Raw genomic sequence first — 14,820 nt, forward strand, 5'->3', positions numbered from 1 at the left:
GGAACTAAAAAGTATGTTGACATGGAGAAATTAAAAGAGTTAAAAACTTTAAAGCTCATGGCTTGATCGTGTGAGGAGAGCTCTTCTCAAGTTCTCATTTGTGCGAAACTTTAAGGACACTATCAAGTTCTTTGATCATACCCCGAAATACTAAAACGTAAGAGTTCCCACAACTTACGTCGCATTTGACATTCTACGAAATCCTCAATCGCTCTCTAAAAATCAAAAAAGGTGTGAGTTCCCACATTTTTAGTTTTAAAAGAATCCTTCAAGAAATCGGCGAACGAAATTCCGTCGGAACAGGAACCCGAGGAGATTCACCGGAATCGGGGATTGCGATTCTTTCCTCTCGGAAACGAATTTCGATCCCGTTCTCGGATTCCTCCAAAAAGGCGCTGAGATCCGAGAGGCAGTTCCGATCCGGTCTGAACTTAAGTTTATGATTTTTCGAAGTTCTTGCAAAAAGACAACCGTCGACATCTAAAAAAAATGAAAGGTCTTGGAGAGAAAAAACGATGTCCGACTCTGAAAGGAAGACTAACGTGCCTTCGGATTCTTTGCAGGAAGTGAGATGGATCGGATAACCGTCCAATTCTAAATAACCGTTTTCGGAGAGTTCGCCGAAACGATTGTCTATAAAAACGCCGAATTCATCCTCGCGCAGATTTTTGCGGAAGTAGGAAAGAACTTCTTTTTGAATGATCCGGTTCCCGTTAAAGATCCAACGATCCTCGGCGTCAACGTAGATCTCGCTATTGAATCTTCTCGGAGAATTTTGTCTTTGATTGTTCATAATTCGTATCTACCTTCGATCGTCTTTATATCGATAGGCGACACCTTCGATTACTCCCATTTCGTTGTTTACATAACCGATTGCAACGGTATTGCCGTCTCCGTTTCCGGATTGAACTATAGTCGGAGGAACGCTAATGATTCCCTTTCCCGTGAAAATAACGCCGTCCATGTGATTCTCAAAAAGTTCCTTTTTGAGAGATGCGATCAGATAATCCGGGACCTTCCCATTTGCAAAAGTTCGGATTAGAATTTTGCCGTAGGTTCGATACGGTTTCGGAGGAGAAGAATTTCGAATTTCGATTTCTTCCCAAGAAGACTTATGAGAAAAACCGAATTCTTCTCTGAGAACGGTTTCGGGGATAAATTCTACGGACTCACAAGAAAAAAGAGTGGAAAGTAGAATCAGTACCGGAAGAATCTTCGCAATCCGTAAAAAGAAGCGAAATCGGGACATTTTTTCCGGTTCCGGAAGCATGATTCCATTCAGAAAAAATGGAAATAAGGCGCAAGTGTTTTAATCTTGTTTCTCGATTGTCGGGAAGCGAGTTGTTCAAATTAAATTAAATGTTATGATAAAATGGGATAAGGGTAATTAGTTCGAACCTCGATTTTCGAGTCGTGCCATCCCTAAAACTTCAAATGGAAGATACAGAGTTAGAGAAAAGGTCTAGAGAGAACGTATTAAAAATCGGATACTGCTCTTTGGATGAGATTGAAGAAAAAGTAAAGGCGTTTCGAGTGATGAACCAGAACGCTGCAAAAAAGAGATATCTTATAACAAGAGAACCGATTCTTGACCCGAACGGAAGAACCATTCTCGCAAAAGCGGCGGAAATCGATATTTCTGCGGCTAAGCTCCTGAGAAGACAATTCAAAGGAAATCAGATGTTCAAAACCTTTCAACCGGACGAAGGAATTGTCATTATCTCCGATATGACTTCCGCGGAAGGAGTCTCTTTTACGATGGATATCGTAACTCAGATTATGAACCTCGGGGGAGGGGCTTACGAGGGGTTTATCGATCGTGTGGATAGTTTCGGAGAATTTATCAATCTTTTGAAAAAATCACTTTTTCCAAAATTGATCATCGTCGGTTATATTCCTCAAAGTCAGGTTCAGTCGGAGCTTTTGAATTTTGTGAGAGTGAAGCGCGTTGACAATTATCTTCGTGCAATCGAACTTTCTCACAGCCTTTTTAAACCGCAACCTTACTTTCCAAAGATCAAGCAGATTGAAATTTCTCAGAATGATCCAAAAAGCTGGGGACGGTTCGTGGTTGAGATCATTCGAGAATATACGCGTCCGTATCTTCTGGAAGAAATCTGAAAAGATTCTTTCATTCGTAAAGTTTTCCAAAAAAATATCTTGGAATCAGAAACTCGATTCCTTTGATCCAATTGGAAGCGATTGAGAAATTGTACATCAGCTTGATTACAGCCAACACTTCCATATTCTTTGAGTTCCAAAATCCTAAAAAAATAATCTTCAGAAACGGTTTTTCCAAGAAGAATTCCTTAAATAGAATCTCGCCTACGGTCGATGGAGGCGTCTTCTCTACATAGTATTTTTTTTCAAATTCTTGAATGCCGATTGCGACCGCTCACAAAATAAATTTCAAAAGAGTTCTGTATTTCAGTTGTCCTTGATCGCATAGCTTTTATCATAAAGGTCGAGTCATCTCCTAAAGGATTTGGGAGACAAACGAGGCGATCATGAAACCAAAGAAAAAATCAAAACCGACCGCGTCTCAACTTCAGATGAAAGGCGCAAAGGCTCACAGCATTACACCGTTTCTTATGTTCAACGCAAATCCCAAGGAGGCGGCGAAGTTTTACGTGTCTATCTTCAAAAAGAAATCTAAAATTCTCAGTGCGAATCCAATGCAGGCAGAGTTTATTTTAAACGGACAAAGATTTTTTTCTTACAATGGCGGACCGGAGTTTGTATTCAACTGGGGTGTTTCCTTCATGATCAACGTGGAGACACAAAAAGAAGTCGATTATTATTGGGAGAAACTCCTTGCGGGCGGCGGTAAGGAAAGTATGTGCGGTTGGGTGCAGGATAAATTCGGCGTTTGGTGGCAGGTGATACCTAATATTCTTTTGAAACTCCGTTCGGATAAAGACAGTGCGAAGGCTGAACGGGTTACACAGGCTATGCTCAAGATGGGAAAGATCGACATTGCGGCGCTAAAGAAAGCGGCCGCTTGAGACCTGAGACGATCCGTATTTGAAAAATCAAATGTAAGAATAGGATCCTTGTTCGGAAGTTTGGAGTGCACAGCGCCACATAACGTGGAAAGACTCCACATGCTCCAAGTTGCAGCCTTTTATTTCGGATAAGATTTGCATCGTATTTGCGAATCAGCGCTAAGACCCCCCCCCGTGTCCTCGCGTTAATTTTTCCGCTCAGGCGATCTGGATGGAAGAGGTGTGCGCTTATGCGAAGTTCGTATAAACGCAGCTGGTTTTTTCGATGTAGTTCTCGGGTCGTAGTTCCTGCACCGCGGGCAAAAAGAAACTCAATTCTCGCTAATGCACTTATGCGAAGTTCGCCTAAACGCGGAAAATCTAGATGATAGACAAATTGTCGTAGTTCCGACCTGCCAGCCTACAGGAAGACGCGGTTTATTCTTTACTTCATCCGCGCGTAGTCGTGCGCTTATGCGAAGTTCGTATAAACGCGGAAAATCTATATGATAGACAAATTGTCGTAGTTCCGACCTGCCGGCCTACAGGATGACACGGTTTATTTTTTACTTCATCCACGCGTAGTCGTGCGCTTATGCGAAGTTCGTATAAACGCAGCTGGTTTTTTCGATGTAGTTCTCGGGTCGTAGTTCCTACACCGCAGGCAAAAAGAAACTCAATTCTCGCTAACGCGCTTATGCGAAGTTCGCCTAAACGCGGAAAATCTAGATGATAGACAAATTGTCGTAGTTCCGACAAATCCTGCTAAAGCAAAAGATCCCTCGTGATTCGTTTCACCTCATACTTAGTCGGTTGCGCACTTATACGAAGTTCGCCTAAACGCAACTGCGGTATTTTAGTCATCCGTCATCGCACTTCCGACCCGTCGACTGTATAAGAGCGCCGTTCTATTCTTTACCTAAACTTAGCCCCGCACTTATGTGCAGTGGGGGCGGGTCCATTCCGAGGGAATTGTTATTGCATCCGGCTCAAGGAGGTCCGGGAGGATGGGACTCATTCTCGAACTTTCGAAGCATTTCTTTACGATGCCTCGCACATCGTCTTTCTCCGCAACCGAAAGTTTTGAAGAGAAAGCCATACCGCAGCTACGTTCTGGAAGTGCGATGCCGTAACCTTCGGGAAATAGCTGGTTGAGCTGAGATGCAAGGAGCAGTCGCGATGATCCTAGTCCATCGTCATGCATCATTGCTACCCACAAGAGGCTACCGTCATCGCGACGCTTTTCGTGAGTTGCGATTAAGTCCGTGCTGCGTTCTTTCAATTGCCGCAAAGAATCAATTTGAAGATCAAATCCCGATCGCCGCAATGCCTCCGACATTCCTGGATTGACGTATGACATAGACCGGTCCGCGAGCAAAACCCACGTCAAACTGAGACGTTCGTCCGGTAGTGGGTGCTGAGGTGCAGGAAAAGCACCCGTTTTAAAGTATTCAGACGGTACTATGAGTGGGTAAACGTCCGTTGTCTTTTTCTCTTTGAAGATATCTTTAAACATGAGAAATTCCTTTCGGTCCAGCCTCGCCTAACTGCGGCTTCTCGCATCGCTTCGAGATTGCTATCGTAACTCTTCGCTTGCCTTTCCGCACATTTGCTTTGTCGCTCGGTTTGCGAGACGCTCGCTAAGGTTCTCCCAAATCTCTTGCCGATTTTTCGCACGCTTATGCGTGAGAAAAATCGCGAAAGTCGGGAAGCGCATTTCGAAAATCAGAGTGCGAAACAATCGTCGCTGCTCCGACACGTCAGACCGAAGGTGAAAGTTCGCTCGTTTAGATCTGAATACTCTGAATCGTATACTTCTTCTCTGCTTCAAAGTAAAGGCGACAATGGTTCTTCTTTCGGAGTCAAAAAAACTTTCCAAGGACAATCATTGAACTTTGAACTTGAAAATCTAAAGGAGATCGACTTAGACTCGATAAAATTCCAAATTCTCCCGCAAAGGATCGGGAAGAGAACCCAGTGCGTTGAGATATTTTTTATAACGGTTTTCTAATTCGGTAAATTTACGATTTCGAATGTTGATAAAACGATTGTGAATTTCTCCAAAAGCGGGAGTTTTTGCGACCTTATCTCGGATCGGTCTACTGAAAGGAATGTGGCGGTAAAAAATACTTCTTACAACTTTGTTAAGTCTTTGAACGCCGTCCGATTCATATTTGATCCAGAGTTGATAATCGTTTGCAAAGATGTCCCTGTCATTTCGGAAACGCTTGAAGTCTCCGGCAAGTTTCTCTTTGATCTCGATCGAGAGGTCCTTATTCTTCTTAAAGAACTGGATGTAGTCGGTATAATCCGCGGTGATAGAAGGATTTCCAACGTTGTTCCATTCCGCTCCGAGAATGGATTTGGTAAGTTCCCATCGAAACGCGGCGAGCGCGTCGGAGATCATCGTTTTAAGATCGCCTTGTGAGAAGATCGGAACTACGATTCTTCCGGGACTTTCTTTCGAACCGGCTCCTCTGTGAACGGAAAGATCTTGCCACATCATAACTTTGGTTCCGATGGAAGGGACCAGAATAAAATCGGGAATCACACATTTCTGAATAAATTCTTTAGTGATTCCCAGCTCGTTGTTATTGTAGATGACTTCCCTATGAAAGACGGAGTAGTCGATCGCCATCAGATCGTGAACGATATCGGTAAGAATTTTCTTGGAAACATAAGACTTATCGATCGCCATCTGACTATGAAATTTGGTAAGAATCGGAAAGTGAGTCGCGGGACTTCCCGAAGTGAGTCTAACGTTCGCCTCGTAAAGAGACGCGAACTCGAACTTCAACCTCGTATCCGGATTATCAAGTTCGGGAGGAATGTCCGATTCTTTTTTGATGTTGATGGTTCTGTTTTCCATCTTCACTTTTTCGAAGAAGTTCTGCCCCATCTCGTCCAAGGACGTCGGAATCTCTCTCTTATAAATTCTTTCCAGCCACTCGGTTCCCAAAGAAATCGGGATATCCGAAACCGAATTCAGAGCGTCCTTATGAGTGTACATAAAGGCGATCTGAGAATCGTCCACCATCGTTTCGTCGAAAAAGCCGTATTTCAACATGAGATCGACCGCCTTGGGAACGTTCCGATTCGAGTTCATGTATTTCATGAAGCAGGCCTGATACATATCCCAATAGTGTCTTCCTAAAGTCCTTCTAATCTTTCGATTGTCGCCTTCGGGATCGAGCGGGTTTTTCAGACTTTTTACTTTCACCATAAGCGCGGAGAATTCTTTGACCCTTTCGGCGTCTAAGCCCGAGAACTGAATGATGACCGAGGCTGAATTGTCTAATTCTTTGCGGATCGCATCCACGTCCACACCGGCGGTAATGGCGGAAGCAGCAGCCGGCGCGGCTTTTGGCGCGGTCTCTTCCATCTTCTTCGCGAGGGAGCTCGCTTTTGTCTGGAACGCGCCCGCGTTAGGCGAAATGCCTGCGACAGGAACTCCGAAAAGCGCTTGATGTCCATTTTTATACTTTTCGATTTTTCCGGCCACGGCTCCCAGAACCGGAATGACGAATTCCGCGGGAGCAGTCCCGTAACCGGAAGAAGTGATGTCTAAGATGAGATAGAATTTTTCTACGAGGCTGTTCTCCCCGACAAAAAAGAGACGGAAAGCGTCGTCCAAATCCGTGAGACAGATTTTAAGAATTCCGGAAATCTGATCCAATACGTTCGCCAGTTTTACGCAAACGTAAGTTAGCATCGAAGGATCCGCCGTAAAAAGCGCGTTTAAAATCTTCGGATCCTGAAGGACGAGTTTCCGGATAAAGTTGAATTCTCCGTCTTGAAAGTCGATCTCTTCGGGATAAAGTCTCGTGAGTTGGGATTCGTGCTCTTCTTCTAAAAATTGAGGACTCGGTCTGTCGGGAAGAAGTCCTCCGTTGTCAAAAAATAATTTCAGATTTTCCCTGCAAAGTCGCATCACCGGATCCACGATGTCCGCGGATACTTCCGGAATCGGAGAACCGGGTTTGATATCGGGAAAGACGCTAGGATTGAATTGGTAGTAGAGAATGGAAAGATTATCGTTCACCTTTTCGATTTCGGAAGTGATCTTTCGGATCTGATTCGCCTTTTTAAAAAGTTCTGTGACTTCTCTCAAAAGGGTTCTTGCAACCATCATTCCTAAAGAAACTCGGGAACCCACGCTCTTCCCGATGGTTTGAGAATTCATCGCGTATGTTGAAATGACACAGGCTTCTTCGGCTTGGAGATGAAACGGATATCTTCCGCTCGTAAAAAGGGCGACGGAACCCGGAGTGAGGTTGGCGCCGTTGAGTTTGAAAAGTTCTAATTTTCTTCCGCCGGGGATTTCGGTCAGATAACGAACCGTTCCACTGTGAAGTACGTTCAGTGTGTTTGCGGGAGAACCCTCCGGAAATAGGAGCGTTCCTGCGGGAGCCTGGGCTTGTTGTTGTGGAACAGAAGGATCAAATGCCATAGTTAGATTATCGAAGGTTAAATGAAAAAGAAACTATTCCTAATCCCTGCGGAAAACACTTTTTTTCAAGGCTCAAGAAAAAACCAGTTTTCAACGCGAAGAATCGAGTTGGATTCTTGGAAAACTTGACTCCTTATGCCTCCTGAAAACCATAAAGAACGATGAATAAAATCGAAAAGCTTCTTCGAGTTTCCAGAATCGGAATGATCACAAATCAGAGCGCTTTCAGCCTCGATGGAGAATATCATTTTAAGACCGTTCACAAACATTATGATCTAAAAAAAATCTTCCTCCCGGAGCACGGACTTTTCGCCGAACTCCAGGACCAAGTTTCGGGTTCGCATCTTAGATACGATTTGGAGGGCGTGGAATTTATCAATCTCTATGGTGATCAGGAATCGAGCCTTGTTCCCGATTCCGTATCCTTGGAAGGACTGGATCTTGTGATCATCGACATCAGGGATACGGGCGCGCGCTATTATACTTTTTTGACGACTGCTTATTATTTTTTGGAAGAGATCTCGAAGTGGAACAGGGCCGGTAAAGAAGAAATTTCCGTTTTGGTTTTGGATTCTCCCAATCCGGCGGGAAGAAGAATCGAGGGAACTCCTCTTCAGGAAGAATATGAATCTTTCGTCGGAGTCAGAAGTGTTCCGCACAGACACGGACTAACACCCGGAGAATTACTCACGTACTATCGAAAGGAATTTTCCCTCGATTTGAAGATGAAAGTGATCGGCGAAGGCTGGTATTCGAAAAAAGATTCCGAATTTTTATGGATTCCTCCTTCTCCGAATATTCCTTTTATTTCCACATGTTACGTTTATTCCGGGCAGTGTCTTTTGGAAGGAACCAATCTTTCCGAAGGCCGAGGCACGACCAGGCCTTTTGAAACCTTCGGCGCGCCTTATATTGAAGAAGGAAACGAAAGGATAAGAAAGGAATTAGAGAATTTTCAAAAAGAAAGTTTCGTTCTTCGTCCTTTGAAATTCATTCCGACGTTTCATAAACACCAGGATGAAATTTGCGGAGGATATCAGATTCTTTTAAAGAAGCCTGAGAAGTTTCACAGCCTGTTTTTTTCCTTAAAGCTGATCCGATTGTTAAGAGAAGAATATCCGAAAGAATTCGCCTATCGAGACGGAGCCTACGAATTTCGATCGGATCGTCCGGCGATAGAATTGCTCGTCGGAGACCGTTTTTTATTGGATTATCTCAACGGAGAACATTCGGATTCCATTGTATTCGAATATTTGAAAGAAGAGGAAAAAAGATGGAAGAAAAAGTGTAGAAAGGTATTGGGCGGTGGTTTGTCCTAAGATTATTTTGCTCGGAATAAAATTCTCCGAAAGCGATTTCGATCGTGAGCGTCGGAAATACATCTTCGAAGCCGACTTGGAATTCTAAAGTAAAAATTCCGGAGCTTACGAATTTCGGCGGGTTTTCGGTGCGAAGTTCTTTTTTAGACGAGGTTGGGAATCGCTCGAATAAAAGTTATGCGAAACCGTTAATTCATTTGACCGGCCGAAAAACGATTGGACGATGCCGGCTGTGGTGAAAAAATTCTTCTTTTATTTGATGTTCTTTGGCAGCTCGTTTGAGGACGTCGACAAGTTTGCGAAGTTCCTTGAAATCGATCGTGGCTTTCGAAAGAACGAACTGTTTCGGAATGCGGAGGAGTTTTACGACGAATACGATTACTTGACGGGAGGAGACGAATTGGTCGAAGAGCGGGTTCTTCTGAAGATATCTAAAGATTTGTTTTTTAGTTTTATGATTTATCCTTCCGCATTTCTTTTGATCTTCTTTCTTTTAAGGGCCACTCTGGACGAGATCTCTTCGGCTCGTTTGGAAAGAAAATACACAGAGAAACAAACGACTCTCGTTAAAGTCAACGGGTGAATCCATCGACTTCCCGTTTTGAAAACTGAAATCGCGGCAATCAAGACGGCAAAAACAGGGGCAGGCTTTGATCGCTTCCTACTAAGAAGGATCGTATCAGATTTTTTTGGAAGAACTGGACTGCTTTCTTTCACAGTAAATCCCCTCGGTCGTTTTTCTAACCACCGTCAAATTCAAGTTATCCGAAAATCATGTTTGAGAGACTTGAGAATCTCGACAATCGATTGGACAAAAACGTTTTGAGACAACGGAAAAGAATCGGGTTTTACCGAATTCTAACTTTGTGTGAGTTCCTACGAATTACGTCGCATTGACTTTTTGGGGCTATCAATCATTTTCTAATATTTCAGAGGCGTGTGAGTTCCTACGAATTTAGTCCCATCCTCATCGTCGCGAAGATCTGAACCATTCTTTGCAATGGGAAGAACGTAAGAGTTCCCACACTTAATTTTCACGGAAAGCCTTGGAGTTTCGAATTTCCGAAATCGAAAGGAACGTTCTCGAATGATTCCGACAAAGTTTTTTCCACCATACAACCGGAAAGGGAAGGATTATTTAAGATCATGGATGCGTGGAAGATTTAGAGACGCCTCAAAATAAATTCTTCCTAAGAATAAATTTTGAAATCGAATTCCGAAAAGGAGGTCGCAAGCATTGGATTCTTACTCGCCGTTTTACTAAGTTTAAGAAAGCGGAAAGGATTGCTCGATCGTATCTTTTCAATCAAAGAAAATCAGTCTCGATTCTTTCCTTTGGAGTCGATTTGTTCTTTAGAAAGATTCCTGACAAATGTAGACAAAATCAAATTCCAAAAATTGAATCCTTTTGAAAATCAAAGGTCGATCTGTTTTGTCTTTCGGAAGAATTCGCGGGATATTATTCTTTCTGAGATGATTTGATTTTTCTAAGTTACCAAAGTTGAAAATAAAACCGGTTCCTTTGCGTAAGGCGGATTTTTACCGAATCGGCGACGGTTTCATAGAATCCGAAAGAAGGAAATTAGACTCGCAATCCAATTCATTTTAATAAAAATGAAAAGCAAAGGAGCCAGAACATGAACTTTGAAATTCTCGGATTGGACCACGTTCAAATCGCAATCCCCAAGGGTGGAGAAGAGCTTTCAAGAAAATTCTTTGTTGATATTCTTTCTTGTAACGAAATCGAAAAACCGGAAAATTTAAAACGAAAAGGAGGGGCCTGGTTCCAGTGCGGAGCAAATCAGATACACGTTGGCACGACGGATTCTTTTATTCCCGCAAAGAAAGCGCATCCCGCGATTCTTGTACGCAATCTTTACGAATTTAAAAAGCATCTCGAATCTCACGGTCTGACCACTCGAGAAGAAGATCCTCTCCCGGGTGCGGTTCGTTTTTACCTGGATGATCCGTTTGGAAACCGTCTTGAATTTTTAGAATGGTTGTAAAAAAGTCCGAAACAGGGTTTTCTTTTTTTTATCCGTTTTAAAAAGGAAACCGCAAAATCACAGAGAAGGAATTTGGTCGCGGTCGATACTTTATAAAATTCTCATGAACCCTCAAAGAATATCAGAGATTCTGAATGGTAAGAACGTTTTCCCCTTCCTTTCCGGAAATTTTCACTTCTAATTTTAAGCCGCTCTGATTGCTCTTTCTTCGGAAAATTTTTTCCAAAAAACTTCCTTCCGATTGAATTCTGCAATCGAGAGGAAGGGACAAAAATTCCTTCTCGTCAAATTGGAACCTTGCAAATTCTATTTTTCCCGGATCCAGATTTCTTTCGATTATATCCCAATCCTTCTCCAAACAGTTGAGGCCTTCTTGGTTGCTTAAAAGAATTCTAAACTTTCTGTCTTCTTCCGGAAATCGAAGTTCTTTCGAGTGGCCTTCGTTTTTCATAAAGAGGAAAAAAGTGGGAACTCCTTCTTTTCCTTCTCGGCTCGATTTTACGTAAACAAGGGCCGAGCCGATTCTTAATTTGGAAGAAGAGGACTGAACGGAAAACGCTCCCGGTGTCATCGTTTTTACGACCATCCCGACGACCAAAACGACCAAGACCAGATTTAAGACAAAGATCAATTTTACTCTCGAGAATCTTCCGGAGCTGGACCTCTTTCGGCTTTCCTCCAGAAATTTTCTGAATTCTTCCGGAGAACGAGAATGATAACCGCCGCCCATTTTAGTTTCCTCCCTTTTGTAAAAGTTTTCGAATTCCCGAAGCGGTCGGAAAACCTTTGGATCGTTTTGCCGCGTTCGTAAGAAGAGAAAAAGAAAGCTGAGTCGCGTCCGGGATCCTTAAATTTCTCGAAAGAAAAAAAGCCAAAATTCCGGCCAGAAGATCGCCCGTTCCCATCACCGCCAATTTCGGTTCCGTTTTTTCCCAGAAAAACAAATCTCCGTTCGGACATATTAAAAAAGATGAATGTCTTTTCCAAAGAATGTGAAGGTTATGCGCTTTTGTATATTCGGTCGCAAGGGAAATTCCCTGCTTAGTATTTCTAATTTTAGAATTCAGAAGCGTTTCTAATTCTCCCGTATGCGGAGTCAGAAGCGTTTTTTCGTGGAGTTTTTTTTCTTTGTAAGCCGGGATCGCACCCGCGTCCAGAACGCAGTATTTGTCCTCCGGCAAATCCAGGACCGGACATTCCTCCGGCTTCAAACCGGGACCGAGTAAAAAAACGGATGCCTTTTTGACAAAGGGTCTGGAAAGAATCTCGGAAGAATCTCCGATCCCGTCTACCATCAAGGAAGGATCCTTTTTTAAAACTCCGCGGACCGTTTTTTCCGAAGGACTCAAAAGCAGAGAGATTCCGCCGCCTAACTCATGGAAGGCGAGAAGCGACGACAACGCGGCTCCAGTCATTCCTTGCGAACCTCCGATCAAAAGTAAGGATCCGTTTTTGTATTTGTGAGAATCTTCTTCTCTTTTCAGATATTTTTTCAGCAAAGAATCCGGAATTCTTTTCCAAAGGGTTTTTTTCGGTTTAGAATCCGGACCTGAGACTTTACTTTCCGAGATCGGAAATCCGATTCTGTGAAACGTCTTTTTGACCTGGTTCGAAAGAAAGCGGTTTCTCCACTTTTTCATTCCGATTTCGGCTAACGCGTCGACTTCGAAAGGAGGAATCGAATCTTCTGAAAAACCCGACACTACGTCCAGGCTCAGTACGAACGTCCTTTTGGGATTTTCTTTTTTTTGTCTCCGGACCTTTTCAAAAACGGAAGAGTAGGGTTCTCCGATCGGAGGTTGAAATCCGGTTCCTAAAAGCGAGTCTATGATACAAACGTTTTCTCCTCCGAATGAAAGAAGTTCCGATTCCAGATCCAGAATTTTTCCGCCGGCCCGAAGAAACAGATTTTTATAATATTCCGATTCTTCGGAAAGTTTTCCTTTTTTTAAAAAAACGTCTGATTCTTTTCCTTCCTGAAGCAGAAAGAAGGCGAGGGCGAGTCCGTCTCCTCCGTTGTTTCCGTTTCCGCAGAGGATGTAAACGGAATCGTATTTGATGATTTTTTTCCGATATTGTTGATAGACGGACAAGGCCGCGAAGCCCATCAGATGAGAACCGGAAATTCCGTATTCTAAAATTGTTTTCCGATCCAGATCCCTGCTTTCCACATCGTCAAACAGAGATTCTGAATATTCGGAAAACCTTATTTCCATTTATGAATTTCCAGATATCCGGATTTGATTCTCGCCGAATAGATTTCGTCGTTCAAATCCATCCAGGTTTCTCTCCAGAGCCCCCTCGGAGGAAGGTAGTTGAGTCGGATATTGTTTACGTGGTTTCCTTCCTCGTCGTGGACCTGAAGACGGATCGAACTTTCCTCTTCGGTTTCCGTTTCCCAAAGAAAGAAGTTGTTGTCCTTTAGGATCCAATACAAGGATTCGGAAGGATCCTGGATCTCTTTGATCAAAGTCGCGGACTTGGTTTCGAAATCGTATTTAAAGATCTTTCTGGATTTAAAACGGGAATTCTTCTTATCAAAAACGCTAAACGACGCGACCGCGTATTTCCCTTCCAGATGCGGAAGGATCGTTTCTAATCGGACCTGGGTGGAATCCGAATCCGAAATTACGTTCGAAAAATTGGAAGCTCCGATCGATCGCAAAAGTGCGCCTTTGTCGTAAACTGAAAGTTTCATTTCACCGTTCGATCTGTGAAATACGAAAAGAAGATCGTCTTCTCCGGTTTCCATTCTTTCTATATATCCGAAAGGCGTGTTTCCCGAAGAGCCTTCCACGTAGATCGTATTCAATAATTTTCCGGCGTCGGAAAAATGAAGAATGGCCGAAGGGGTCGCTTCTCTGTACTCGGTATCGAACGAACCGCTCTTCTTTAAAAAAATATCTTCGGTCGCCGGATCCACTTTGGGTTGTTCTTCTTTTCCGGTTCTGGATTGAAGATAAATCTCTTCGTCTCCGTTTACCGTCACGAGTCCGATCTTTCCGATCTTTGCGGGAACGAGTTTGTATTTATCTCCGATCTTTTCCTTTAAAGATCCTAATATGAATTTTAATTCTCCGTCCGTTGAAAAAACTTTCAGCAAGGATTGTTCGAAATCGGGAACGTAGATCTTTCCTCCGACAACGGGCAGCGTCTGAGGAAGATTGGTCGGAACTCCGTTCAAAATTTTTGCCTGAACGTCGGCGAGAGTATTGCCTAACTTGATTCTTCCGTACAGATAAGAATTGTAGTTGTCCACTTTGAATCGGGTACAGCTTACGATTACGGCGACGATCAAAACAATTGTATAAGGAAGAATCGAAATTCTTCTTTGATAGGAACGATTGCGGGAGATTGGATTGAGATTTCTCATGAAAACCTGGTTGGATCTGGGAATGTAACGATACCATTCCAGTGGATCGATTGGAAAACAAGCAATAATCCGTGGAATTCAAAGCCTCGCGGAATCCATGGCTTTTTTTACTTTACACTGTAGCCAAATTTGAATAGTTTGATTAGGATATCAGGAAAAATTCAATCATTTGTGAGTTTTCTCTCTATAAGGCCGGGGTTTGACAGTAAGCAGGGAAGAAATCGAGACGATTCTGGATGGCGCCTTGCATTTGCCTGTCAAGCTGTACTCATTAAAGGTCAACCAAAGGCCTAACCATTCGTTGATCGAGGTTGTCTTGGACAATCTTGAACATCCGTATGGTTCAGTCAGCCTTCTGGAATGTGAGCAAGTTTCCAGAAAACTGAAAGAAGAGTTAGAACGGATCGCACCGGATCTGGATTATACTCTTAAAGTTTCCTCCGCAGGGGCGGAAAGGAAACTTGACCTTCCGGGGGACCTGGATCGATTCCGGGGAATACCGGTTCGTCTGGTTTTTCTATCCGGAGAATCAGAGAATCCTCAGGAAGGAATTTTCCGGATAATGGATCGAGTTGAGGATCAGTTGATTCTGGAAAAATTCCAGAAGGGAAAAAAATCTGCCGGAAAAAAGCAGACGACCCTGAACCTCAAGGATATACTGAAAGGGAATCTCTACGTAAGTATTTGA

The 14,820-nt window shown here is 43.3% G+C and carries 14 protein-coding genes; 6 read left to right on the top strand and 8 right to left on the bottom strand.

What is annotated here, in order from left to right; translation table 11 throughout:
• Window positions 1–268: 268 nt before the first annotated feature.
• Window positions 269–793 carry a hypothetical protein gene (locus CH376_RS09015; protein ID WP_100785637.1) on the bottom strand — a complete coding sequence of 175 codons (525 nt, stop codon included), beginning with the start codon at window positions 791–793 and terminating at the stop codon, window positions 269–271.
• 9 nt (window positions 794–802) lie between these two features.
• Window positions 803–1,270 (bottom strand): hypothetical protein, encoded by a 468-nt coding sequence (locus CH376_RS09020; protein WP_165781751.1) that lies wholly within the window; start codon window positions 1,268–1,270, stop codon window positions 803–805.
• A gap of 164 nt (window positions 1,271–1,434) precedes the next feature.
• Between CH376_RS09020 and CH376_RS09025 the strand changes: the two genes are divergently transcribed.
• A complete protein-coding gene (locus CH376_RS09025; protein WP_100785636.1) occupies window positions 1,435–2,121 on the top strand; it encodes a hypothetical protein in 687 nt (228 codons plus the stop codon).
• A 10-nt stretch (window positions 2,122–2,131) separates the two neighbouring features.
• Here CH376_RS09025 and CH376_RS24220 read toward each other — a convergent pair whose 3' ends face one another.
• Window positions 2,132–2,299: a hypothetical protein gene (locus tag CH376_RS24220; RefSeq protein ID WP_165781750.1), complete on the bottom strand. Its 168-nt coding sequence runs from the start codon at window positions 2,297–2,299 to the stop codon at window positions 2,132–2,134.
• Between the two features lie 205 nt (window positions 2,300–2,504).
• On the opposite strand from CH376_RS24220, the gene CH376_RS09030 reads away from it, so the two are divergent.
• Complete coding sequence (locus tag CH376_RS09030; protein WP_420843541.1) at window positions 2,505–3,005, top strand: VOC family protein; 501 nt, start codon at window positions 2,505–2,507, stop codon at window positions 3,003–3,005.
• A 916-nt stretch (window positions 3,006–3,921) separates the two neighbouring features.
• Here CH376_RS09030 and CH376_RS09035 read toward each other — a convergent pair.
• Together CH376_RS09035 and CH376_RS09045 are read right to left on the bottom strand one after the other, a co-directional pair.
• Window positions 3,922–4,500 (bottom strand): hypothetical protein, encoded by a 579-nt coding sequence (locus tag CH376_RS09035; RefSeq protein ID WP_100785634.1) that lies wholly within the window; start codon window positions 4,498–4,500, stop codon window positions 3,922–3,924.
• Window positions 4,501–4,908: 408 nt separating this feature from the next.
• On the bottom strand, window positions 4,909–7,434 hold the full coding sequence (locus CH376_RS09045; RefSeq protein ID WP_100785633.1) for a cyclic nucleotide-binding domain-containing protein: 2,526 nt from the start codon (window positions 7,432–7,434) through the stop codon (window positions 4,909–4,911).
• 161 nt (window positions 7,435–7,595) lie between these two features.
• Between CH376_RS09045 and CH376_RS09050 the strand changes: the two genes are divergently transcribed.
• From CH376_RS09050 to CH376_RS09075, 3 genes are all read left to right on the top strand, one after another.
• The gene (locus CH376_RS09050; protein ID WP_100785632.1) at window positions 7,596–8,753 is read left to right on the top strand and encodes a DUF1343 domain-containing protein; all 1,158 of its coding nucleotides are present in this window, start codon (window positions 7,596–7,598) and stop codon (window positions 8,751–8,753) included.
• Window positions 8,754–8,976: 223 nt separating this feature from the next.
• Window positions 8,977–9,336, top strand: a complete 360-nt coding sequence (locus CH376_RS09060; RefSeq protein WP_100785630.1) for a hypothetical protein — start codon at window positions 8,977–8,979, stop codon at window positions 9,334–9,336.
• A 1,054-nt stretch (window positions 9,337–10,390) separates the two neighbouring features.
• On the top strand, window positions 10,391–10,759 hold the full coding sequence (locus CH376_RS09075) for a VOC family protein (protein WP_100785628.1): 369 nt from the start codon (window positions 10,391–10,393) through the stop codon (window positions 10,757–10,759).
• Between the two features lie 121 nt (window positions 10,760–10,880).
• Here the strand turns inward: CH376_RS09075 and CH376_RS09080 are convergent, their stop codons facing one another.
• Genes CH376_RS09080 through CH376_RS09090 form a run of 3 tightly spaced genes read right to left on the bottom strand, consistent with a single transcriptional unit; the run spans window position 10,881 to window position 14,132 of the window.
• On the bottom strand, window positions 10,881–11,489 hold the full coding sequence (locus CH376_RS09080; protein ID WP_100785627.1) for a hypothetical protein: 609 nt from the start codon (window positions 11,487–11,489) through the stop codon (window positions 10,881–10,883).
• Window position 11,490: 1 nt separating this feature from the next.
• Window positions 11,491–12,975 (bottom strand): bifunctional ADP-dependent NAD(P)H-hydrate dehydratase/NAD(P)H-hydrate epimerase, encoded by a 1,485-nt coding sequence (locus tag CH376_RS09085; RefSeq protein ID WP_100785626.1) that lies wholly within the window; start codon window positions 12,973–12,975, stop codon window positions 11,491–11,493.
• The gene (locus CH376_RS09090) at window positions 12,966–14,132 is read right to left on the bottom strand and encodes an LIC_12708 family protein (protein ID WP_100785625.1); all 1,167 of its coding nucleotides are present in this window, start codon (window positions 14,130–14,132) and stop codon (window positions 12,966–12,968) included. The genes CH376_RS09085 and CH376_RS09090 overlap by 10 nt, the downstream gene beginning before the upstream one ends.
• A gap of 199 nt (window positions 14,133–14,331) precedes the next feature.
• On the opposite strand from CH376_RS09090, the gene rimP reads away from it, so the two are divergent.
• Window positions 14,332–14,820, top strand: a complete 489-nt coding sequence (gene rimP, locus CH376_RS09095) for a ribosome maturation factor RimP (protein ID WP_100785624.1) — start codon at window positions 14,332–14,334, stop codon at window positions 14,818–14,820.

Origin of the sequence: Leptospira adleri (assembly GCF_002811985.1) — a bacterium.
In the GTDB taxonomy this organism is placed as follows: domain Bacteria; phylum Spirochaetota; class Leptospiria; order Leptospirales; family Leptospiraceae; genus Leptospira; species Leptospira adleri.